General features: G+C 66.9%; 19 protein-coding genes and 2 tRNA genes. 16 read left to right on the top strand and 5 right to left on the bottom strand.

Translation table 11 applies throughout. From position 1 onward, the window contains the following. The first annotated feature begins 115 nt into the window (after positions 1–115). Positions 116–1,123 carry a saccharopine dehydrogenase gene (locus BLS81_RS11285; RefSeq protein ID WP_093223922.1) on the top strand — a complete coding sequence of 336 codons (1,008 nt, stop codon included), beginning with the start codon at positions 116–118 and terminating at the stop codon, positions 1,121–1,123. After that, positions 1,120–1,728, top strand: a complete 609-nt coding sequence (locus BLS81_RS11280) for an NAD(P)H-dependent oxidoreductase (protein WP_093223920.1) — start codon at positions 1,120–1,122, stop codon at positions 1,726–1,728. Before BLS81_RS11285 ends, BLS81_RS11280 begins: the two co-directional genes overlap by 4 nt. A gap of 218 nt (positions 1,729–1,946) precedes the next feature. On the opposite strand, the gene rsmD is transcribed toward BLS81_RS11280, so the two are convergent. Both rsmD and BLS81_RS11270 read right to left on the bottom strand, forming a co-directional pair. Beyond that, positions 1,947–2,483 (bottom strand): 16S rRNA (guanine(966)-N(2))-methyltransferase RsmD, encoded by a 537-nt coding sequence (gene rsmD / locus BLS81_RS11275; protein WP_093223918.1) that lies wholly within the window; start codon positions 2,481–2,483, stop codon positions 1,947–1,949. Beyond that, complete coding sequence (locus tag BLS81_RS11270; protein WP_256326201.1) at positions 2,483–3,802, bottom strand: pseudouridine synthase; 1,320 nt, start codon at positions 3,800–3,802, stop codon at positions 2,483–2,485. Before BLS81_RS11270 ends, rsmD begins: the two co-directional genes overlap by 1 nt. A gap of 141 nt (positions 3,803–3,943) precedes the next feature. Here BLS81_RS11270 and BLS81_RS11265 point away from each other — a divergent pair, with 141 nt between their 5' ends. The 4 genes from BLS81_RS11265 (at position 3,944) to BLS81_RS11250 (ending at position 7,010) form a co-directional block, all read left to right on the top strand. Next, positions 3,944–4,372 (top strand): response regulator, encoded by a 429-nt coding sequence (locus tag BLS81_RS11265; RefSeq protein WP_093223914.1) that lies wholly within the window; start codon positions 3,944–3,946, stop codon positions 4,370–4,372. A 96-nt stretch (positions 4,373–4,468) separates the two neighbouring features. Next, positions 4,469–5,206, top strand: coding sequence for a hypothetical protein (locus BLS81_RS11260; protein WP_176787137.1), 738 nt, complete (start codon positions 4,469–4,471; stop codon positions 5,204–5,206). Further along, positions 5,206–6,381, top strand: coding sequence for a M48 family metallopeptidase (locus BLS81_RS11255; protein ID WP_093224252.1), 1,176 nt, complete (start codon positions 5,206–5,208; stop codon positions 6,379–6,381). The genes BLS81_RS11260 and BLS81_RS11255 overlap by 1 nt, the downstream gene beginning before the upstream one ends. A gap of 11 nt (positions 6,382–6,392) precedes the next feature. Beyond that, positions 6,393–7,010: a hypothetical protein gene (locus BLS81_RS11250; RefSeq protein WP_093223912.1), complete on the top strand. Its 618-nt coding sequence runs from the start codon at positions 6,393–6,395 to the stop codon at positions 7,008–7,010. An 18-nt stretch (positions 7,011–7,028) separates the two neighbouring features. On the opposite strand, the gene BLS81_RS11245 is transcribed toward BLS81_RS11250, so the two are convergent. Then, on the bottom strand, positions 7,029–7,235 hold the full coding sequence (locus BLS81_RS11245; protein WP_093223910.1) for a hypothetical protein: 207 nt from the start codon (positions 7,233–7,235) through the stop codon (positions 7,029–7,031). After that, positions 7,232–7,408: a hypothetical protein gene (locus tag BLS81_RS20770; protein ID WP_176787136.1), complete on the bottom strand. Its 177-nt coding sequence runs from the start codon at positions 7,406–7,408 to the stop codon at positions 7,232–7,234. The genes BLS81_RS11245 and BLS81_RS20770 overlap by 4 nt, the downstream gene beginning before the upstream one ends. 136 nt (positions 7,409–7,544) lie before the next feature. Between BLS81_RS20770 and BLS81_RS11240 the strand changes: the two genes are divergently transcribed. From BLS81_RS11240 to clpX, 5 genes are all read left to right on the top strand, one after another. Beyond that, a tRNA-Leu gene (locus tag BLS81_RS11240) sits at positions 7,545–7,629 on the top strand. Between the two features lie 62 nt (positions 7,630–7,691). Further along, positions 7,692–9,359, top strand: coding sequence for a trigger factor (gene tig / locus BLS81_RS11235; protein WP_093223908.1), 1,668 nt, complete (start codon positions 7,692–7,694; stop codon positions 9,357–9,359). A 160-nt stretch (positions 9,360–9,519) separates the two neighbouring features. Then, the gene (locus tag BLS81_RS11230) at positions 9,520–10,461 is read left to right on the top strand and encodes a glycosyltransferase family 2 protein (protein WP_176787135.1); all 942 of its coding nucleotides are present in this window, start codon (positions 9,520–9,522) and stop codon (positions 10,459–10,461) included. A gap of 169 nt (positions 10,462–10,630) precedes the next feature. Further along, a complete protein-coding gene (gene clpP / locus BLS81_RS11225; RefSeq protein ID WP_093223906.1) occupies positions 10,631–11,338 on the top strand; it encodes an ATP-dependent Clp endopeptidase proteolytic subunit ClpP in 708 nt (235 codons plus the stop codon). A 244-nt stretch (positions 11,339–11,582) separates the two neighbouring features. After that, positions 11,583–12,851, top strand: coding sequence for an ATP-dependent Clp protease ATP-binding subunit ClpX (gene clpX / locus BLS81_RS11220; protein ID WP_093223904.1), 1,269 nt, complete (start codon positions 11,583–11,585; stop codon positions 12,849–12,851). 289 nt (positions 12,852–13,140) lie between these two features. Here clpX and BLS81_RS11215 read toward each other — a convergent pair whose 3' ends face one another. Then, positions 13,141–14,856 carry a M1 family metallopeptidase gene (locus BLS81_RS11215; RefSeq protein ID WP_093223903.1) on the bottom strand — a complete coding sequence of 572 codons (1,716 nt, stop codon included), beginning with the start codon at positions 14,854–14,856 and terminating at the stop codon, positions 13,141–13,143. Between the two features lie 93 nt (positions 14,857–14,949). Here BLS81_RS11215 and lon point away from each other — a divergent pair, with 93 nt between their 5' ends. The 5 genes from lon (at position 14,950) to gspD (ending at position 21,167) form a co-directional block, all read left to right on the top strand. Beyond that, the gene (lon, locus tag BLS81_RS11210; protein ID WP_093224249.1) at positions 14,950–17,376 is read left to right on the top strand and encodes an endopeptidase La; all 2,427 of its coding nucleotides are present in this window, start codon (positions 14,950–14,952) and stop codon (positions 17,374–17,376) included. Between the two features lie 150 nt (positions 17,377–17,526). Next, the gene (locus BLS81_RS11205; protein WP_093223901.1) at positions 17,527–17,799 is read left to right on the top strand and encodes an HU family DNA-binding protein; all 273 of its coding nucleotides are present in this window, start codon (positions 17,527–17,529) and stop codon (positions 17,797–17,799) included. A gap of 137 nt (positions 17,800–17,936) precedes the next feature. Then, positions 17,937–18,011, top strand: a tRNA-Val gene (locus BLS81_RS11200). A gap of 121 nt (positions 18,012–18,132) precedes the next feature. Further along, complete coding sequence (locus BLS81_RS11195) at positions 18,133–18,957, top strand: type II secretion system protein N (RefSeq protein ID WP_093223899.1); 825 nt, start codon at positions 18,133–18,135, stop codon at positions 18,955–18,957. Next, a complete protein-coding gene (gspD, locus tag BLS81_RS11190; protein ID WP_093223897.1) occupies positions 18,954–21,167 on the top strand; it encodes a type II secretion system secretin GspD in 2,214 nt (737 codons plus the stop codon). The genes BLS81_RS11195 and gspD overlap by 4 nt, the downstream gene beginning before the upstream one ends.

The following is a 21,167-nucleotide window of genomic DNA, read 5'->3' as shown; positions in this document are numbered from 1 at the left end:
TCGGGGTCGCGACGCTCGAACCTGTCATCATGATGAACCCACTTGCCAAACCTACTAAAGGTAGCTTAAATAATCCTACGATTCGTAGCTTAGCTATCTACATGGAAAGGCAGCAATGTCCATCTCACCCATCCTCCTGTTGGGCGGCACTGGCCAGATCGGCCATTTCACCATCCAGGCTTTGCGTAAGCGGTACCCCGATCTTCCTTTGCTCATTGGCAGCAGGAACCGGCAAAAGGCCGAGCAGGTCGCGGGCGCACTGGATAATGCCGAAGGCGTAGTCATCGATCCGCACGCGGACGATCTTGGTCTTGGCCAACGACCGATCGGAGCAGTTGCCGTGCTCTATACCGATCACCGGCTCGCCAGCCTGCGCTATGCCCATGCGCGGGGGATAGCGCACCTCGGCATCTCGACCGGACTTTATGAGGTCGCACCCGAAATCGCGATCCACATGCAACGCCCCGACACAGCGGCCATGGTTCTGGGATATGAATGGTTGGTCGGTGCCACAACCATCGCGACGCTCACCGCGGCCAAGGCCTATTCGCGCGTTGCCAGCATCAGGATCGGCGCGCTGGTCGATGAGGAAGACTGGGGAGGCCCGGCCGTAACGGAGGATTTCGAGCGATTTACCTCCGTCATTTCCTCCGTCCTGGCACGGCGGGACGGCGCGTTCGTTTGGCGCAAGGGCGAGGATGCCGGCTTTGCATTCCGGGCGATCGACGGCACGGAACTAACGGCTTCGGGTTTCTCGTCGATCGACATCGCGGGTCTGGCGGCGGTGACGGGTGCCAGCGACGTCGAATTCGGCATCGGAACGGGGATCAGCTCCAGCAGACGGGCAGGGGGCGCCAAATCGACCGAAATCATCATCGAGCTGTCCGGACTTGACGATGCGGGCAAACCGCTACGCACCCGCCATGCTGTTTTCCATCCAGGCGGGGCGGCTCCGCTCACGGCACTGGGCATCAGCATGGTGCTAGAACGCCTCGCCGGGCTGGATGGCAAGCCGGCGACAGAGGCCGGACTGTTCTTTCCCTATCAAATCCTTGAACACGGCGAATATCTGGAGCGTCTGACGCAGGAGGGCGGCCGGCTCATGGCGCTTCCGTGCGCATGACCCGCCCGTCTTTGGAAGCCACCTCGCAGAAGGCGCTGGTTCTCATGGCGCATCCCGCGGAGTCTTCGCTGACCCGCGCCGTGACAAGTGCGATCGTCGACGCGCTGCAGGCCCGTGGCCACGATGCCGAGATGGTCGACTTGGCCGCGGAAAGGTTCAATCCCGTATTCGGGGCAGCAGATCATGCAGCCTTCTTGGGCAAAGCCTCCCTGCCCGACGATGTGCGAGAGGAACAGCGGCGGATCGATCGAGCAGATCACCTTATCCTGGTCTACCCGGTCTATTGGTGGGCGATGCCCGCCTTGCTGAAGGGCTGGATCGACCGCGTATTCGTCGCTGGCTGGGCTTTTGATGAGGACGCCGAGGGACGCATCACGAAGCGGCTTGGCCGGCTGAAGGTCAGCCTCGTCGCGATCGCCGCTGCCAGCGAGGCGACTTACGTCAGACGCGGCTATCGCGAGGCGATGAAGGTGCAGATCGAGGATGGTATCTTCGATTTCTGTGGCGCGGCTGTCGTGGCGTCGATGTTGGTCACGCCTGATCGATTGGCGGTTCCATCGGCGGCAAGAGAAATCGCAAGCACCTTGATCGGACCGGCGGGTTGAACGCGCGGTCTTGGGATCGTGCTTCGACCAACTGAATGACAGGGGTTGGGCGACAGCCGCCGATCCCATTTCCGTTCATGCTGAACGCAGTCGAAGCATGCGCCGCAAGCGACTCGCCGGACGTACACCCTTCGGCTGCGCCCGGGTCGAACGGAAGGGGCGGGAGACTCGCTGCTCGCCGCGCCACATCGGGCGACCGGCCACAGCGCCCGCCGCCGTCACCCCCGCCGCAGCAGCGTGATCCGCCCCTTGCCGAACACGCGGGTCGTGTCCTCGACGAAGCCTGCCACCTCCAGCGGCTCGCGCTTGGCGGTTTCCACGCTCACCAAGGTCGCGTCGCCCACCCAGCCGAGCCGCGCGAGCTTGTCGAGCGCGACCGCGCCGGCGCCGCTGTCATAGGGCGGGTCCATCAGGATCAGGTCGAGCGGCTTGGGTGCCGGCCCGAGCGCCAGCACCGATTGCGCGCGCACGTCGGCCTTCGCGCCCAATTTGGCGATGTTGGCGCGGAGCGCGTCGAGCGCGGCCTTGTCCTGTTCGACGAACAGGCACGAGGCGGCGCCGCGCGACAGCGCTTCCAGCCCGAGCGCGCCCGAGCCCGCGAACAGATCGGCGACCGCGAGCCCCTCGAAACTGCCGAGCCGGCTGGTCAGCATCGAGAACAATGCCTCGCGCACGCGGTCGGCGGTGGGGCGGGTGGCGTCGCCCTTGGGGGCGACGAGCGCGCGACCGCGCCATTCTCCAGCGATGATGCGCATTATTTACGGGTCCGGGGTGGGCGGGGTTTGGACGGGCGTGCGGGGCCGCGCGGCGGAGTGGGGCGCTCACCGGGCGCGCGGTCGCGCTTGGGGCGCGGATCGGTCGCGGTGCGGCGCGCGCGCGAGGTGCCCTCGCCACGCGCCGGGGTGGTGCCGGCCTTGGGCTTGGCGTCGTAGAAGCGCTTGGGCTTGACCGGCGCCGGGCTGGCGGCGGGGCCGTCGGCGGGGCGGCTGTCACGCGGCGACCAGGTCGACTCGCGCGGACTGGTCGTGGCGGCGCGGCGCGGCGCAGGCTTCGACGCGTCGCGTGGCTGGCTGGCTGCGCTGGCCGAGCGCGCGCCGGGTTTGCGCGGCGCGCGCACGTCCGCGAAGGAAGCGCGATCGGCCTTGGCGGCGGCTTCGCGGGTGATGCGCGGTGCGACTGCGCCGCGGGTCTTCGGCGCCGCAGACGCGCCGCGCCGCTCTCCCATACCCTCTCCGCGCGCGCGGGGAGCGGGCTTGACGGCGTCATACACCGGCTCCAGCGAACGCGATCGCGCCGGTTGCGGCAGGTCGAGCCGGGTCGGGTTCTTGCGGAACGAGGCGACGTCATGCCCGCGCACCTCGCCGACCGCGCCGGGCGCGAGATCGCCGAGCACGAACGGGCCATAGCGCGTGCGGATCAGCCGCGAGACCTTGAGCCCGAGGTAATCGAGCACGCGCCGCACCTCTCGGTTCTTGCCTTCGGTCAGGATCATCTCGATCCAGACGTTCGCGCCGGTGCGCCGCTCCAGATTGGCGTCGATCGAGCCGTAGCGCACACCCTCGATCTCAATGCCGTGGATCAGCTCCTCGAGTTGCTCCTGCGTGATCGGGCCGTAGGCGCGCGCCCGGTACGCGCGCTGCACGCCGGTCGCGGGCAGTTCGAGCTGACGCTTCAACTCGCCGTCGGTGGTGAGCAGCAGCAGCCCTTCGGTCGCGAGATCGAGCCGCCCGACCGGCATCACGCGCGGCAGCGTCTTGGGCAGCCGGTCGTAGATCGTCGGGCGCCCGGCGGGATCATGTTCGGTGACGAGAAGCCCGGGCGGCTTGTGGTACAGGAACAGCCGTGCCGGCGCGGGCGCCTCGACCGGCGCGCCGTCCACCGTCACCCCGTCGAGCGAGGCGAGGACCGTCGCCGGCGTGTCGATGACGATGCCGTTGCGCGCGACGCGACCGTCCGCGATCATGCGTTCGATCTCGCGCCGCGAGGCGAGGCCCGCGCGGGCGAGCAATTTGGCGATGCGCTGGTCGGAACGCGGTGGCGAGTCCGATGGCGTTTTGGAAGTAGGTCTTTGCACCGCGATCCTATAGCGAATTTCCCTGTCCGCGCGCGCAAAATTTCTTGTCACCGATTCGAACACGGCGCGTTAAGGGACGCAGGCGTAACGAGGACAGGCGAGGCCGCGTCGGTGCGGCAAGGGAAGGCGGGACAACCGGACATGCTGTTCGGACGGAAAAAGCGGCGGATCAGTCGGTTGCTCATTGTCGAGGACGAGCCGCTCGTCGCGTTCGATACCGAGCATTTCCTGCGCGAGGCCGAGTTCGAGATCGTCGCGACGGTCGACCGTGTCGCCGAAGCGCTCGCCGTGCTGCGCCGTCCGCAGGACGTCGATCTGGTGCTCGTCGATGTGCGACTGTCCGATGGTAGCGGCATCGACGTCGCGCGTGCCGCGCACGCGGCCGGTCTGCCCGCGATGTTCGTGACCGGCGAATGTCCCGAAGGTGGCCGCGCCGTTGCGGTGGGGTGTCTCGCCAAGCCGTATGTGCAACGCGATCTGCTCGCCGCGATCGACGCGATCGAGGCGACCCTTGCGGGCAAGGCGCCGAAACGGCTGCCGAGCGGTTTCACGCTGTTCCGGCCGGTGTGAAGTCGCCGCAAGTATCGATCTAAGCATCTTGCCGCTGGAACCATGATCTCGTAAGTCTCGGTCGCGATGTGGGGACATCGCGATCCGGGGGGATACATGCGACACGGACTATTCGCGGCGGCGCTCGCCGCCTGTCTTCTGGCGGGCGTGCCCGCGGGCGCGCAGGAAAAGTCCGGCAGCAAGCCGGGTTTCACCCTGCCGCCCGGCTCGGCCAAAATTCTGCTGATCCGCCCCAGCATCACCGTCGGCGCGCAATCGACCGGCGGCATGTTCGAACCGAACGCGGACTGGACCGCGCAGGCGCGCGACAATCTCGGCGCGGCGCTCGCGGTCGCGCAGCAAGGGCTCGGCAATGCGGTGATCGTCGCCGAGGAGCCGATCGGCCCGGCCGCCACCACCTTGGCGGGATACCGCGCGCTGTTCTCGGTGCTGGCCGATTCGGTGATCCGATATCAGTTCTTCCCCGGCAATCGCCTGCCCACCAAGAAGCGCAAGGGCGCGTTCAAGTGGACGATGGGGCCGGGGGTCGCCGAGATCGCCAAGGGCACCGGCTGCGATTACGCGCTCTTCATCTTCGATGAGGACCAATACGGCTCGACCGGCCGCAAGCTGCTCCAGGTGTTCGCGGCGATGGCCTATGTCACGGTCAAATCGGGCGAGCATCGCGGCTATGCGGGGCTGGTCGATCTGCGCAGCGGCGATCTCGTCTGGCTCAACGCCGATCAGCAGATGGGCGGCGACGTGCGTACGGCGGACGGCGCCCAGAAGCGTGTGCGCCAATTGCTCGAGAATTTTCCGGGCAGCACGCCCACCGCCGCGCCGGCCGCGCGGTGATGCCGCGGCTGCGCCGGTTCGCGCTGCTCGGCGCGGCGGCGGTGCTCGGTATCGCGGCGAGCGTGCCCAGGCCGCCGCTGCCGCCCTATGCGGGTGCTTACGAGCCGCAGAGCGTCGACGAGCGCGGGCTGTGGATGCAGCTCGACGAGGCCGAGCGAACGCTGCGCGATTCGGCGTTCGTCGTGAAGGACGCTACGCTCACCGGCTACGTTCGAGCGGTGTTGTGTCGGACGGTTGGGGTCGAACGCTGCATGGGTACTCGCGTCTATGTGATTCGCGATCCCGAGTTCAACGCCTCAATGACGCCAAACGGCACGCTGGTCGTGAACACGGGATTGTTCATGCGGGTACGCGACGAAGCCGAACTGGCAGCGGTGCTCGGGCACGAATTCGCACATTTCGAGCAGCGCCACGGTTTGCACCGCTTCCAGCACAGCCGATCGATGACCGATGTCGCAGCATGGATGGGTGTGATCGCCGCCAGCGGCGCCTCCTACCAAATCCGCAGCGCTGCGGTTGACGTGAGCCATTCCACGATCGGATCGATCTTCGCGTTCAACCGCGACGAAGAACGCGAGGCCGACATGCTCGGCGCGAAATACATGCTCGCCGCCGGCTATGACCCCAAAGCGCTCCCCGATATCTGGACCCGCGCGATGGACGAGGCCGATGCGACATCGTTCGGGCGCAAGCAGAAGAGCCACCGCTACGATCGGCTTTCGTTCTTCGCCAGCCACCCCACCAATCTCGAACGCGCGACCTATCTGCGCGGGCTCGTAGCGGGAATGGGGCAGGGGGATACCGGCCACGACGCGCTGCGCACCGCAATCAAGCCGCTGCGCGGCGCGTTCATCGCCGATCAGCTCAAGCTCAATGATTTCGGCGGCACCGAATATCTGTTCGGCCAGCTTGCCGGCGACGCGTGGGACGCGGAACTGCTCCGCGCGCGCGGCGACCTGTACCGCGCGCGCGGCAATCCGCGCGATCTCGTCTCGGCCGCCGGCTTCTACGCCCAGGCGATCGCGCTCGATCCGGCCGATGCCGATGCGTATCGCGGCCTCGGCCTCGCGCGGCTCCGCGGCGGCGACGCGCAAGGCGCCGAGGCGCTCAAACGCTATCTCGCGCTGCGCCCCGACGCGCCCGACCGCGCGATGATCCAGGCCCTGCTGCCATGAAGGTTCGAGTCATGACCCTGAGAAAAGCCGCCCCGGTCCTCGCGCTCACCGCGCTGCTCCTGTCCGGCCCGCCCGCGCACGCCGGCAACACGCTGATCGCGAAGGCGCAGGCCGTCGCCGTCGCCAAATCGGCGCTGACGATCACGCCCGATCGCGAGTGGAACAAGATGGGCGCGCGACCGGGGCGCAATTCGGAGACATGGACGCTCGACGGCGACGGCCTCAACGACGTCACCTTCTACGGCGGCATCGAGACCGATCGCACCCTGTTCCGCGAGGTCAACAAACGGGTGAAGCCGCTGCCGCGGTTCAGCGCGACGATGCTGTTGCCCGATATCCCCGCGCTGCTCGAAAACAGCTATCGCATCGCGCTCGCCACACCGCTGATGACGATCGAGAGCGTCGCGCCTTGCACCTTCGCCGGCGCGAAAGGCGTAACCTTCACCTACCGCTTCACGCGGCCTGACGAGGAAGTCCGCCGCAAGGGCGAGGGATATGCCGCGATCATCGCCGGCAAGCTCTACATGGCGACCTTCGAAGCGCCGGACATCTATTATTACGACCGCGACATCGCGAGCTTCCGCGCGCTCGCCGCCAGCGCGCGGATCGGGGCGACGCCGAACCCGTGAAGGTCATGACGGGGCGCGTTACTGCGCGTCGCTATCCTGGTTCTTCACGACGCCGCCGGTGCCGCCGACGCCGTCGGCCTCACCCTGCCGCGCCAGCGGGTCCGGCTCGGGGCCGCCTTCGCCGCGCTCGACCGCGTCCTTGCGCGCCTCGACGATCTGCTGGATGTCGCTGCGCTCATCCTCGCGGGGCGGATAGGCATCGGGGGATTCCGGCGCGCCGCTCATGCGAAATCTCCAAGGTCGGTCGGCTGGCCGGGCGCGACGGCGGGGTCGCTGGTCGGCATCGGCGCCGGCACGTCGATATCGGGCGTGGTCGGTGTCACCTCGGGCGGCGGGGTTTCGGGTGTGCCCGGTTGGGTCGGCTGCGGGGGCAATTCGGTCGGGGGCGTGGTGGCCATCGGCTTTCTCCTCGTGTTCGGTATCAAACGAACCGGCCGCCCGCGAAGTTTCACGAAGATTTCACGGGCGTGACGGCGTGGCTTGCTCCGCCGCCGATCCTTGCTATAGACGCCCCCCACACCGGCGGTGTCCCATGCGGGCGTGGCGGAACTGGTAGACGCAGCAGGTTTAGGTCCTGCCATCGCAAGATGTGGGGGTTCGAGTCCCTTCGCCCGCACCAGTCGCCGCCGCGTGTGCAAGGGCCACCGCGATTCCGATTCGTGAAGAGGCCTGAGAAGACCCATGCAGACTGTCGAGACGCTCAACGAGGGGCTCAAGCGCGCCTACACCCTCACCATCACGGCCGCCGAGATCGATTCGAAGGTCGATGCCGAGCTGAAGCGCGTCGCACCGCAGATCCGCATGCCCGGCTTCCGCCCCGGCAAGGTTCCCGCCAACCTCGTGCGCAAGATGCACGGCCCCGCGCTGACCCAGGACGCGCTCAACTCGGCGATCCAGGAAGGCATCCAGACGCTGATAGCCGAACAGCGGCTGCGTCCGGCGATCCAACCGTCGGTCTCGCTCGACGAGGGTTTCGAGATCGGCAACGATGCCGAGGTCAAGGTTTCGCTGGAAGTGCTCCCCGACGTGCCGGCTCCCGCGATCGACGGCCTCAAGCTCGAGCGCCTGACCGTGCCGGCCGGTGAGGCCGAAGTCGATGCGCAGGTCGCCAAGTTCGCCGAGCAGCAGAAGAAGTGGGACGACGCGCCCGAGGATCATGAGGCCGCGCAGGGCGATCTTGTCACCGTGGATTTCGTCGGCAAGACCGCCGACGGCGTCGCCTTCGAGGGCGGCACCGGCACCGACATGGGCGTCGAGATCGGCTCGGGCCGGCTGATCCCCGGCTTCGAGGACCAGCTCGTTGGCGTGAAGCAGGGCGAGGAGCGCGTGCTCAACGTGACCTTCCCGGCGGATTATCCGGCCGAGAACCTCGCCGGCCAGCCCGCGACGTTCGAGATCACCGCCAAGAAGGTGCAGACTCCGGGCGAGACGGTCATCGACGACACGCTCGCCACCTCGCTCGGCCTGGAAAGCCTCGATCAGCTCAAGGGCTTGCTCAAGGGCCAGATCGAGCAGGAGCTCAATGGCCTCACCCGCACGCACATGAAGCGCAAGCTGCTCGACCAGCTCGCCGAGGGCCATGATTTCGAAGTGCCGCCGACGATGGTCGAGGCCGAGTTCGACCAGATCTGGCAGCAGCTCCAGCACGAAGCGACCCACGAGGCCGATCCGGCCGCCGCGCTTGAGGAGATGGAGAAGGAGCGCGACGATTACCGCAAGATCGCCGAGCGTCGCGTCCGTCTCGGCCTGCTCCTGTCGGAGATCGGCCAGGCCAATGGCGTCGAGGTGACTCAGCAGGAAATGAACCGCCTGATCGCGCAGGCCGCCCAGCAATACGGCCCCGAGGATCGCCAGCGCTTCCTCCAGTACATCCAGCAGGAGCCGATGGCCGCAGCCCAGCTCCGCGCGCCGCTGTACGAGGACAAGGTCGTCGACTTCCTGTTCGAAAAGGCCGAGATCACCGACCGCGAAGTCACGCGCGAGGAGCTTCAGGAAGCGATCGAGAGCGAGGACGGCTTCGCGAGCGGCACGCACATCCACGACCATAACCATGACCATGACCACGGCGATCATGACCATGACGGCCACGACCATCACGACCACGATCACGCCCATGGCGACGATCATGGCCATGACCACGCCGACGCGACCGAGCTGAAGGCCGACGATTCGGCCGATCCCGCCCCGGCGGAAGCCACCGCCGAGGAACCGGTCAAGAAGGCCGCGACCAAGAAGCCGGCCGCCAAGAAGGCAGCGCCCAAGGCCGAAGGCGAAGCGGGCGAAGCCGCCGCCGAGCCCAAGAAGCCGGCCAAGAAGGCTGCCGCCAAGAAGACCGAAACCGAGGCGTGAGCCCCGACAGCCCCGCCTGCATATTTACGTGCGGGCGGGGTAGGCGCTTTACCGTCGGGACTCTGGTCGCCCCGGACGCGCTCCCGGGGTGACGGTTGTGGTCGGGGCGGCGTCTCGATTATCCTGACGCTTGATTTGCTTCAGCCTCTGGAGGGCGCGCTTGCCAGAACCCCGCATCGCCGTCCTGCTCCCCTGCTATAACGAGGAAGCCGCGATCGCGGCGACGGTGGCCGGGTTCCGCGCCGCGCTGCCCGGCGCGGACATCTACGTCTACGACAACAACAGCCGCGACCGCACCGTCGAGGTCGCGCGCGCGGCGGGCGCGATCGTCCGTACCGAGCGCATCCAGGGCAAGGGCGCGGTGGTGCGGCGGATGTTCGCGGATGTCGACGCCGACGTCTATGTGATGGCGGATGGCGACGCGACCTATGACGCCGCCTCGGCGCCGGCGATGGTCGCACGGTTGCTCGGCGAACAGCTCGACATGATCGTCGGCGCGCGCATCACGCAGATCGAAGCGGCGTACCGGCGCGGCCACCGCTTCGGCAATGCGGTGCTGACCGGCATGCTCGCGCGGCTGTTCGGGCGTAGCTTTACCGATATCCTGTCGGGCTACCGCGTCTTCTCGCGCCGCTTCGTCAAGAGCTTCCCCGTGCTCTCGGCGGGGTTCGAGATCGAGACCGAGATCAGCGTCCACGCGCTCGAGTTGCGCATGCCCGTCGCCGAGGTGGCGACACCCTATTACGAGCGGCCCGAAGGCTCGGCCTCCAAGCTCAGCACCTATCGCGACGGCTTCCGCATCCTGCGCACCATCCTAACGCTGTACCGGATCGAGCGCCCCGTGCTGTTCTTCGGCGCGATCGGCGCGGTGCTGGCGCTGCTGGGGCTGCTGCTCGCGGTACCGCTCGTCATCACCTACATGCACACGCATCTCGTGCCCCGCCTGCCGACCGCGGTGATGGTGACCGGCCTGATGATCCTGGCTGCGCTGTGCCTGTTTGCGGGGCTGATCCTCGACACCGTAGTGCGTGGCCGGCGCGAGATGCGCCGGCTCGCCTACCTCTCGCACCGCGCGCCGGGCGTTGAGAGGCGCGAGGGCTGAAACTTCACATACCGTTCGCCCTGAGCTTGTTGAAGGGCGTGCCAACCAGCGCGGCGTGCTGGACACGTGCTTCGACTGCGCTCAGCACGAACGGCAGGGCACACTTGCCAAGTCCCGGCGGAGTGCCGATGTAGGCGACCGCAAGGGCATAAAGGACGTACAGAACATCATGCGCAACCCGTTCGACACCGGCGATTTCATGGCTCCCCTCAGCGCGGCGGGGCTCGTCGCCCAGCAGCCGACTCAGGCCGGCCTCGTTCCCATCGTCATCGAGCAATCCAACCGCGGCGAGCGCAGCTTCGACATCTATTCGCGGCTGCTGCGCGAGCGGATCATCTTCGTGACCGGCGGGGTCGAGGATCACATGGCCTCGATCATCACCGCCCAGCTTCTGTTCCTGGAATCGGAAAACCCGAAGAAGGACATCTTCATGTATATCAACTCGCCGGGCGGTGTCGTCACGGCGGGCATGGCGATCCATGACACGATGCAATATATTCGCCCGCGCGTCGGCACGGTTTGCATCGGCCAGGCCGCGTCGATGGGCAGCTTCCTGTTGTCGGCGGGCGAGCCGGGGATGCGCGTCGCGCTCACCAACTCGCGGATCATGATCCACCAGCCTTCGGGCGGCGCGCAGGGCATGGCGAGCGACATCGAGATCCAGGCGCGCGAGATCCTGCGGATGCGCCATTTCCTCAACTCGCTCTACGCCAAATACACCGGCAAGACGCTCGAGGAGATCGAACGCGCGATGGACCGCGACAACTTCATGTCGGCGGAAGAGGCCAAGGCGTTCGGGCTGATCGATCAGGTGTTCGACAAGCGCCCGGCGATCGCCGACGACGGCGCCACCCCGCCGGCGCTGCCCGCCGCCTGAGAACCGGGGTCGCTAGGCGCTCCGCCGCCGGTTGGCGGCGGCGGGGCGTCGCGTCCGTTCGGGATATGATCCGCCCGGATGGGCGGTGCCGCGCCGCTTGTTACGCCGCAAACTGTGCCCATATCACCTCTCATCAGGCCGTAACCGCCGGGGCAAAGCGATATTCGGCATTGCCCGATAGCCGGAAACGCGCCTAGTCTGTTATGCTTTCGTCCCCACAAGGGGCATTGGGACACGAGATTTTATGACCAAGCTGAGTGGCGGCGACTCGAAAAGCACGCTGTATTGCTCCTTCTGCGGCAAGTCGCAGCACGAGGTGCGCAAGCTGATCGCCGGGCCGACCGTGTTCATCTGCGATGAGTGCGTCGAGCTGTGCAACGACATCATCCGCGAGGAGACCAAGTCGGCGCTGGTGTCGAAGAAGGATGGCGGCGTGCCGACTCCGCAGGAGATCTGCGATGTCCTCGACGATTATGTGATCGGCCAGAAGCGCGCCAAGCGCGTGCTGTCGGTGGCGGTCCACAACCATTACAAGCGGCTCAACCACGGCCAGAAGGGCGCCGACGTCGAGCTCGCCAAGTCGAACATCCTGCTCGTCGGCCCGACCGGATGCGGCAAGACCCTGCTCGCGCAGACGCTGGCGCGCATCCTCGACGTGCCGTTCACGATGGCCGACGCGACCACGCTCACCGAGGCCGGCTATGTCGGCGAGGATGTCGAGAACATCATCCTCAAGCTGCTTCAGGCCTCGGACTACAACGTCGAGCGCGCGCAGCGCGGCATCGTCTATATCGACGAGATCGACAAGATCAGCCGCAAGGCCGAGAACCCCTCGATCACGCGCGACGTGTCGGGCGAGGGCGTTCAGCAGGCGCTGCTCAAGCTGATGGAAGGCACCACCGCGAGCGTGCCGCCGCAGGGCGGGCGCAAGCATCCGCAGCAGGAGTTCCTCCAGGTCGATACGACCAACATCCTGTTCATCTGCGGCGGCGCGTTTTCGGGGCTTGAGAAGATCATCGGCGATCGTCTGCAGGGCAAGTCGATCGGCTTCGGCGCCTATGTCGCCAGCCCCGAGGAGCGCCGCACCGGCGAGACGCTCAAGTCGGTCGAGCCCGAGGATCTGCTCAAGTTCGGCCTGATCCCCGAATTCGTCGGCCGCCTGCCGGTGATCGCGACGCTCGAGGATCTCGATGTCCCCGCGCTGGTGACGATCCTCACCGAGCCGAAGAACGCTTTGGTCAAACAGTATCAGAAGCTGTTCGACATGGAGACGGTCAAGCTCGGTTTCACCGAGGACGCGCTCACGCAGGTCGCCAAGAAGGCGATCGAGCGCAAGACCGGCGCACGCGGGCTGCGCTCGATCCTCGAAGGCATCCTGCTCGATACGATGTTCGATCTGCCCGGCATGGACGGCGTCGACGAGGTGATGATCGACAAGGACGTGATCGAAGGCCGCAAGGAACCGATCCGCGTCTATGCGAAGAAGGACAAGGCGGGGGCGGGCGCGGCCTAACCCGCCCTGCCTTCGAAGCCCTTTGGAAGAGCGGTCTGCCGGCGCAGGCCGCTCTTTTCGTTTCCTTGGTATCGGCTCCAACGCGGGTCGCGAAATCCGTGCTTCGACTTCGCTCAGCACGAACGGCGGGTGGCGAAACGTCACCTTTCTTCACCGTTCGCGGGCAGTCAAACGTGAGCCTCCTTCACCGTTCGTGCTGAGCGAAGTCGAAGCACGTGTCACGAGCGCGCCGCTTTCAAAGGCACGCACTTCGACTTCGCTCAGTGCGAACGGTGGGGACATAGTGGCATCACTGCGCCTTGCGCTGCGCGTCCCGCCACGCTTGATACGCCTCCACCGCCGCCGAGCGCCGCAACACCCGCGCGTCGGGGTCGATCACGACATGCGCGCCGGCGGCCACCGCGATGCGGCCGGTGCCATTCGCCATCGCCAGCCGGACCGTCCGCCCGGCGACCCGCACCGCCAACGGCATCGGGAAGGGCCGCCCGCCCGGTGCCGCCCAATGCAGGTTCAGCGCGCCGTCACGCCGCTCGCTCAGCAGATCGGGCAGCGCGGCCTGGCGCAAATAGACGTCGAAGAACCAACCGTAATCCTTGCCGGTCACGCGCGTGACGATCGCCTGATAGTCGGCGCTCGTCACGAAACGCGGGGTGAAATTGCCCGGCTTGGGATCGCTCCGCCCATAGACCGCCAGCCGGGTCACATCGCGAAACGCGCGGTCGCCGATCAGCCAGCGCAAGGTGTGGAGCATCCACGCGCCCTTGTAATAGATGTCCTGCCCCGGGCCGCCGCGATCGATCCGGTAGACATCCTCTTCGGTGCGGGACGCGCCCGAAACCATCGGCCGCAGATTGGTGATCTTGTTGCGCTGGTCGTCGAGCATCGTCGCGTAGCGGGCATCGCCCTCGCGCCACAGGCCGTAGAACGGCTGCATGTAGGTCGCATAGCCTTCGTGCAGCCAGAAATCGTCCCAGTCGCGCGCGGAAAGCTGGTTGCCGAACCATTCGTGCGCGAGCTCGTGCTGGAACAGCCAGTCGAAACCCTCCGGCGCCTTGGCATAGCCGTTGCCATAGGCGTTGATCGTCTGGTGCTCCATGCCCTTGTGCGGGGTCTCGACCACGCCGAGCTTTTCGTCGCCGAAGGGGTAGGGGCCGATCTCGCTTTCGAAGAAGTCGAGCGTCGGCGCGAACTCGGCGAACAGCGCGCGCGCCTGCGTGTCCTCGCCGGGCAGGTACCAGTAGAAGAGCGGGATCGTGTTGCCGAAGCGGCTCTTGTAGCTGCCCGAGAGTTGCTCATAGGGGCCGACGTTGAGCGCGATGCCGTAGGTCGTCGGGTGTTTGACGCGCCAGTTCCAGGTGGTGCGGCCGTCGGCGAGCGTGTCCACGCCGAGCAATTTGCCGTTGGAGGGCGCCTTCAGGCCCGCAGGCACGGTGATGTGCAGCGTCGCGACGCCAGGCCGCCCGGTCGGGAAGTCGAGGCACGGCCAGAACAGGTCGCAGCCATTGCCTTCGGCGGTGGTCGCCACCCACGGGTGGCCGTCGGGGGTCTTGGCCCAGACGAAGCCGTCGTCCCACGGCGCCTTCACCGCGACATGCGGTGTGCCTGCGTAGGTGATGCGCGCGCTCACCCGCCCGCCCGCCGCCACGCGATGCGGCAGCGTGATCGTGAGCTTGCCCTCCGGGTTGCTCCAGGCGCGCGCCGGTAGCGCCACGCCGTCGATCGCGACCGCACTGACCGGCAGGTTGCGGTCGAGATCGATCAGCAACCGATCGAGCGGCGCGCGCGCGGTGAAGCTCAGCGTCGCCACGCCGGCGATCCGCTCCGCTTCTGGGAACACTTCGAATCGCAGATCGGCCGCGTCGAAAGACAGTTTCGCCTGCTCCGGGTCGATCGGGCCGCCCGAACGCGCGGTCTGCGGTGTCAGTGCGGGTTCGCCCGGACCGGGCAGATCGGCCGCGCCGAGCAGCAGCGCCGCCGCCGGCAGGACCGCGGTGGGTATCCTCATGCCCCGTTCATCGGCGAACGGCGATTGATGGAAAGCGCGCACACACCATATAAGGAAGAACAAGGCGCGTCGTTCGCGTTCCCCGGAGTTTCCATGACCCAAATCTACCCTGTTCTGCCGCTACGTGACATCGTTGTCTTCCCGCACATGATCGTGCCGCTGTTCGTCGGCCGCGACAAGTCGGTCGCGGCGCTGGAAGCGGCGATGGCCGCCGACAAGGAGATTTTCCTGGTCGCGCAGCTCGATCCGGCCGAGGACGACCCCGATCGCGACGACCTCTACGACATCGGTGTCACCGCCACCGTGCTGCAATTGCTCAAGCTGCCCGATGGCACGGTGCGCGTGCTGGTCGAGGGCAAGAAGCGTGCGAAGTTCAGCGATCTCGCAACGTCCGAGGGCCATCTGACCGCCTCGGTCGATCTGCTGGAGGGTGATGCCGGCGCCGACGATCTCGCCGAGGCGGAGAAGCAGGTGACGCATGAGGTCGCCGCGCTGATGCGCTCGGTGATCGATCAGTTCGAGAATTACGCCAAGCTCAACCGCAAGCTGCCGGCGGAAACCGCAGTACAATTGAGCGAGATCGAGGAGCCGAGCCAGCTCGCCGACTCGGTCGCGGCCAACATCTCGGTCAAGGTGTCGGACAAGCAGGCTTTGCTGGTGGAGACCGACCCGGCCAAGCGGCTGGAGATGGTGTTCGCCTTCATGGAAGGCGAGCTCGGCGTCCTCCAGGTCGAGAAGAAGATCAAGAGCCGGGTCAAGCGCCAGATGGAGAAGACCCAACGCGAATATTACCTCAACGAGCAGTTGAAGGCGATCCAGCGCGAACTCGGCAACGAGGGCGAGGAAGGCGAGGGTGACGAGATCGCCGAGCTGACCCAGAAGATCGCGACGCTCAAGCTCTCGAAGGAAGCGCGCACCAAGGCGACCGCCGAGCTCAAGAAGCTCAAGACGATGGCGCCGATGAGCGCCGAAGCGACCGTCGTGCGCAACTATCTCGACGTGCTGCTCGGCCTGCCGTGGGGCAAGAAGTCCAAGATCAAGCGCGACATCTCGGCGGCGCAGGCGGTGCTCGACGAGGACCATTATGCGCTGGAGAAGGTCAAGGATCGGATCATTGAATATCTCGCGGTGCAGGCGCGCACCAACAAGCTGAAGGGGCCGATCCTGTGCCTCGTCGGGCCGCCCGGCGTCGGCAAGACCAGCCTCGGCAAGTCGATCGCCAAGGCGACCGGGCGCGAGTTCATCCGCCAGTCTTTGGGCGGGGTCCGCGACGAAGCGGAAATTCGCGGCCACCGCCGCACGTATATCGGCTCGCTGCCGGGCAAGATCGTGACCAATCTCAAGAAGGCCGGCACCAGCAACCCGCTGTTCCTGCTCGACGAAATCGACAAGCTTGGCCAGGATTTCCGCGGCGACCCGGCCTCGGCGCTGCTTGAGGTGCTCGATCCCGAGCAGAACAGCAAGTTCAACGACCATTATCTGGAGATCGACATCGATCTGTCGGACGTGATGTTCGTGACGACCGCAAACACGCTCAACCTGCCGCAGCCGCTGCTCGACCGCATGGAGATCATCCGGCTCGAAGGCTATACCGAGGACGAGAAGGTCGAGATCGCCGAGCGTCACCTGATCGGCAAGCAGATCGAGGCGCACGGGCTCAAGGACGGTGAGTTCACGCTCACCACCGAAGGGCTGCGCGCGCTGATCCAATATTACACGCGAGAGGCGGGGGTGCGCACGCTGGAACGCGAGATCGCCAAGCTCGCGCGCAAGGCCCTGCGCCGCATTCTCGAAGGCAAGGACGAGACCGTCACGATCACGCCCGACAACATCGCCGACTTCGCGGGCGTGAAGAAATATCGTCACGGCCTCGGGGAAGAGGAGAATCAGATCGGTGCCGTCACTGGTCTCGCCTGGACCGAGGTGGGCGGCGAGTTGCTGACCATCGAGAGCGTCACCGTGCCGGGCAAGGGCGCCGCCAAAGTGACCGGCAAGCTCGGCGACGTGATGAAGGAGTCGATCGAGACGGCGTTCAGCTTCGTCAAGGCGCGGTCGCCCAGCTACGGCATCAAGCCGAGCCTGTTCGCGCGCAAGGACATCCACATCCACCTGCCCGAGGGTGCCGTGCCCAAGGATGGTCCGTCGGCGGGCGTGGGCATCGTCACCTCGATCGTCTCGACCCTCACCGGTGTTGCGGTGCGCCGCGAGGTGGCGATGACCGGCGAGGTGACGCTGCGTGGCCGCGTGCTGCCGATCGGCGGCCTCAAGGAGAAGCTGCTCGCGGCGCTGCGCGGCGGCATCACCACGGTGCTGATCCCGCAGGAGAATGAGAAGGATCTCGCCGAGATCCCGGCCAATATCCGCGCGGGGCTGAAGATCGTGCCCGTCAGCCATGTCGACGAGGTGCTGCGCCTCGCGCTCACCGCGCCGATCGAGCCGATCTCGTGGACCGAGGAGGATGATCTCGCCGCGCAACCGCCGGTGGGCGTCGCCCCGATCGGCGGCGAGCGTCGACATTGATCGTTAACGCGGCGGAAGAGACGGAATTCCGCCGCGTTTTGTCGGGGTTGAACGCAAATTGCTTTGACAGCCCCGGCCCGCCTGTCGTTACTGGAATACCGGCTTTTTGAGCCGAGAATCAGTTTCCATTGTAACGGGGGTTCCGCGGGCATGAACAAGCAGGAGTTGATCGGCACGGTTGCCGACGCATCCGGTCTCGGCAAGGGTGATGCGAGCAAGGCGGTCGAGGCTGTGTTCGACGCGATCTCCGAGGCGTTGAAGAAGGGCGACGAGGTGCGTCTGGTGGGTTTCGGGACGTTTTCGGTGAGCAAGCGCAAGGCATCGACCGGCCGCAACCCGCGCACCGGCGAGCCGATGACGATCAAGGCGTCGTCGCAGCCCAAGTTCAAGGCGGGCAAGGGCCTCAAGGATTCGGTGAACTGACGACGGGAATGTGCCGGAGGGGCTGGACAAGCCCCGATGGCCTGTCTTAAGAGGCACGGAACAGGGCGGCGGCGAGCCGCCCTATTTCGTTGGCGAAAGCCGATGAAGCATCGCGGCCCCACCGGGGTAGAGGCGATGGGCGCGTAGCTCAGCGGTAGAGCACACCCTTCACACGGGTGGGGTCACAGGTTCAATCCCTGTCGCGCCCACCATGCCGAACGGCATGGTGATCCGCCGCCGCAGCGCGTGCGGAAAAGGTTCACACGACCGACCTGTGACTGTAACACATCTTTCCTAGCGGGTGCGCACGGTTGCCGGGGTGGTCTGTTCAGAATGCGATTGGTTCTCGATCCGCGCGCACGGGCGCTGTCGCGCCGGCTACCGCGGGTCACGGTCTATTCGGCGGCCGAGCTGGCGCTGATCGCGGTGCTGGCGGTGCAATGCGCGCGGCTGGCGTGGGCGGTCGTCACCCCGGTCGCCCCGCTCGGTGACTGGCGGCCGGCGGGAGTCTCGGTGCCCGGCGCGCCGGGCGACGTGCTGCGCGGCTTCGATCCGTTCTTCCGCCTCTCGGGCGACGACGCGCAGCCAGCGACCGTCACGTCGCTCGAATTGACATTGTTCGGCACGCGGATCGACGGCGCGATGGGCGGCGGCTCGGCGATCATCGCCGGGCCGGACGGCGTGCAGAAGAGCATCGCGGTCGGGCAGGAGGTCGCGCCCGGCGCGACGCTCAAGGCGGTCGCGTTCGATCATGTCACGATCGACCGGGGCGGCGCGGTCGAGGATCTGTTCCTCGCCCAGGGCGATGCCGGCGCCGCGCCGCCGCCCCCGCCCCCATCCGCACCGCTGCTCGCGCCCGGTGCGCCGGCGGCGGGGCTGACACTTTCGCAGCTTCGCGCCGAGACCGGCATCATCCCGCGTGTCGATGGCGGCCGGGTCAGCGGCCTCGTCGTGCGCCCGCAGGGCGGCGCGACCGCGTTCCGCCAGGCGGGGCTCCGCGACGGCGACGTCGTCACCGCGATCAACGGGCGGCCGGTCGGCGGAGCGGGCGATCTCGAACGTCTCGGCGGTCAATTCGCCGGGGGCGGCACACTCTCGGTCACGGTCGAACGGGGCGACCAGACCCTGCCGCTCGCCATCACGATAGCAGGTCCATGAAGAAACTGATTCTCGCTCCCTTGCTCGCGCTCGCCTGCGCCGGCCCGATTGCCGCGCAGACGACGATGAACGTGCGCGACGCCGATGTCCGCGCCTTCATCGCCGATGCCGCGCGCGTGACCGGCCGGACCTTCATCATCGACGCGCGTGTGCAGGGGAAGGTGACGGTCGTCACAGACCGGCCACTCACCCGCTCCGAATATTTCGAAGTGTTCCTCTCGACGTTGCGCGCCAACGGCCTCGTCGCGGTGCCGACCTCGAACGGCGCGTTCCGCATCCAGCCGATCGACAATGCCGCGTCGCAGCCGAGCCGGGTCGGAACCGGCGGCGCGGCGCGCAACAGCCTCGTCACCGAAATCGTCCGGCTGCGCTCGATCGACGCCGCCTCGGCGGTCGATACGGTGCGCGGCCTCGTCAGTACGCAGGGTTCGGTCACGGCAAATCGCGGCGGCAATTCGGTCGTCATCGTCGATTTCGCCGACAATGTGCGCCGCGTGCGCGAGGTGCTGCGCCGGATCGACACGGACACCGCGGCCACGCGCGTGATCGCGCTCAAGAACGCCGGCGCGCGCGAGATCGCGAGCGCGCTCCAGGCACTCACCGGGCAGGGGAGCGGGGCCGGCGGGTCGGCGCAACCCGGCAGCCCGTCGGCGGTGAGCGTCGTCGCGGTCACCAGTTCGAACGCGGTCGCGCTGCGCGGCGACGCGGCGAGCGTCGCGCGGCTGGCGGCGGTCGCGCAGGATCTCGATGCGCGCGCCAAGAACGGCACCGAGATCAAGGTGGTCTTCCTCGAAAATGCCGATGCCGAGCAATTGCTGCCCGTGCTCCAGCAGCTCGTCGGCCAGGCGCCGACGCCGGTGCAGACCCAGCAGCTTTCGCAATCGACGTTCGGCGGCACCGGCGGCGGCGGGTCGAACGGCTTCGGCGCGGGATCGCCCAACACCAACATCGTACCCCCGCAAAGCCAGCCGGTGCAGACCGGCACCGCGCCGGCCCAGGCCGCCGTCACCGCCGAGGGCGGCAAGACCGCCGCGGTCGTCACGCGCTTCGCCGGCGCCAATGCGATCGTCATCGCCGCGCCGGCCGAGGTGCAGCGGCAATTGTCCGAAGTCGTGCGCCAGCTCGATACGCGGCGTGAGCAGGTGCTCGTCGAGGCGATCGTCGCGGAAGTGTCGGATGCGACCGCGAGCAAGCTCGGGGTGCAGTTCCTGCTCGCCGGCCTGCCCGGCAGCGGCATCCCCACCTTCGCGACCAGCTACAGCAACTCCGCGCCCAATCTGCTGACGATCGCGGGCGCGGTCGGCGCGCGGTCGCTCAACACCACCACGACCACCGTCAACGGCAACACCACCGTCACCACCACCAACAATGCGGTGAGCGACGCGCTCGCCCAGTCGGCGCTCACCTCGATCCTCGGCGCGACCGGCGGGTTCGGCGGCGGCGTCACCAACATCGGCAAGAACGCGATCTTCGGCGCGATCATCAATGCGGTGAAGTCCGACACCACGTCGAACCTGCTGCAAGCCCCGTCGCTGACCACGCTCGACAATCAGGAAGCGCGCATCCTCGTCGGCCAGGAGATTCCGATCACGACGGGCCAGGCGCTCAGCCAGAATTTCGACAATGCCTTCCGCACGGTCCAGCGCGAGAATGTCGGCATCCAGTTGCAGGTCCGCCCGCAGGTCAATTCGAGCGGGTCGATCAAGCTGATCCTTCACCAGCAGGTCAGTTCGGTTGCCGGTCCGGTCTCCAGCGACAATAGCGATTTGATCCTCAACAAGCGTGAGGTCGAGACGACGATGACGGTCGATGACGGCCAGATCGCGATCATCGGCGGCCTGCTCAGCGACGATGAGCGCCGCACGATCGAGAAGGTGCCCCTGCTCGGCGACATTCCCGCGCTCGGCCAGTTGTTCCGCTCCAAGGCGAAGCAGCGCACCAAGACCAATCTGATGATCTTCATCCGCCCGACCGTGCTGCGCACGCCCGAGGACACGCAGCGGCTCACCTCGCAGCGCTACGGCTATCTGCGGCTCCAGCAGGGCCAGCAGAACCCGGTGGATGAGCCCTCGATCGACGAGCTGGTGCGCGATTACATGGGCGCCGCGCCGCCGATCCCGAGCGCGCCCGTGCCCGGCAACATCGAAGACCCGCGCATCGGCGTGCCCGTGGTCAGAAACTCGACGCAGATCGTCCGACCGGAGAAATGA

Source organism: Sphingomonas sp. NFR15, assembly GCF_900103265.1.
Lineage (GTDB): Bacteria > Pseudomonadota > Alphaproteobacteria > Sphingomonadales > Sphingomonadaceae > Sphingomonas > Sphingomonas pollutisoli.
Note: the sequence above shows the minus strand (reverse complement) of the source record. Positions and strands in the feature narration are given on the sequence as shown.

What these genes read in the sequence shown, in the direction of transcription:
- BLS81_RS20770 (WP_176787136.1), bottom strand. Translation starts at nt 7,408, where the DNA reads ATGGCCACCACGCCCCCGACCGAATTGCCCCCGCAGCCGACCCAACCG.
- BLS81_RS11245 (WP_093223910.1), bottom strand. Translation starts at nt 7,235, where the DNA reads ATGAGCGGCGCGCCGGAATCCCCCGATGCCTATCCGCCCCGCGAGGAT.
- lon (WP_093224249.1), top strand. Translation starts at nt 14,950, where the DNA reads ATGACCCAAATCTACCCTGTTCTGCCGCTACGTGACATCGTTGTCTTC.
- BLS81_RS11260 (WP_176787137.1), top strand. Translation starts at nt 4,469, where the DNA reads ATGCGACACGGACTATTCGCGGCGGCGCTCGCCGCCTGTCTTCTGGCG.
- gspD (WP_093223897.1), top strand. Translation starts at nt 18,954, where the DNA reads ATGAAGAAACTGATTCTCGCTCCCTTGCTCGCGCTCGCCTGCGCCGGC.
- clpX (WP_093223904.1), top strand. Translation starts at nt 11,583, where the DNA reads ATGACCAAGCTGAGTGGCGGCGACTCGAAAAGCACGCTGTATTGCTCC.
- BLS81_RS11250 (WP_093223912.1), top strand. Translation starts at nt 6,393, where the DNA reads ATGACCCTGAGAAAAGCCGCCCCGGTCCTCGCGCTCACCGCGCTGCTC.
- clpP (WP_093223906.1), top strand. Translation starts at nt 10,631, where the DNA reads ATGCGCAACCCGTTCGACACCGGCGATTTCATGGCTCCCCTCAGCGCG.
- tig (WP_093223908.1), top strand. Translation starts at nt 7,692, where the DNA reads ATGCAGACTGTCGAGACGCTCAACGAGGGGCTCAAGCGCGCCTACACC.
- BLS81_RS11205 (WP_093223901.1), top strand. Translation starts at nt 17,527, where the DNA reads ATGAACAAGCAGGAGTTGATCGGCACGGTTGCCGACGCATCCGGTCTC.
- BLS81_RS11255 (WP_093224252.1), top strand. Translation starts at nt 5,206, where the DNA reads ATGCCGCGGCTGCGCCGGTTCGCGCTGCTCGGCGCGGCGGCGGTGCTC.
- rsmD (WP_093223918.1), bottom strand. Translation starts at nt 2,483, where the DNA reads ATGCGCATCATCGCTGGAGAATGGCGCGGTCGCGCGCTCGTCGCCCCC.
- BLS81_RS11280 (WP_093223920.1), top strand. Translation starts at nt 1,120, where the DNA reads ATGACCCGCCCGTCTTTGGAAGCCACCTCGCAGAAGGCGCTGGTTCTC.
- BLS81_RS11285 (WP_093223922.1), top strand. Translation starts at nt 116, where the DNA reads ATGTCCATCTCACCCATCCTCCTGTTGGGCGGCACTGGCCAGATCGGC.
- BLS81_RS11265 (WP_093223914.1), top strand. Translation starts at nt 3,944, where the DNA reads ATGCTGTTCGGACGGAAAAAGCGGCGGATCAGTCGGTTGCTCATTGTC.
- BLS81_RS11195 (WP_093223899.1), top strand. Translation starts at nt 18,133, where the DNA reads ATGCGATTGGTTCTCGATCCGCGCGCACGGGCGCTGTCGCGCCGGCTA.
- BLS81_RS11215 (WP_093223903.1), bottom strand. Translation starts at nt 14,856, where the DNA reads ATGAGGATACCCACCGCGGTCCTGCCGGCGGCGGCGCTGCTGCTCGGC.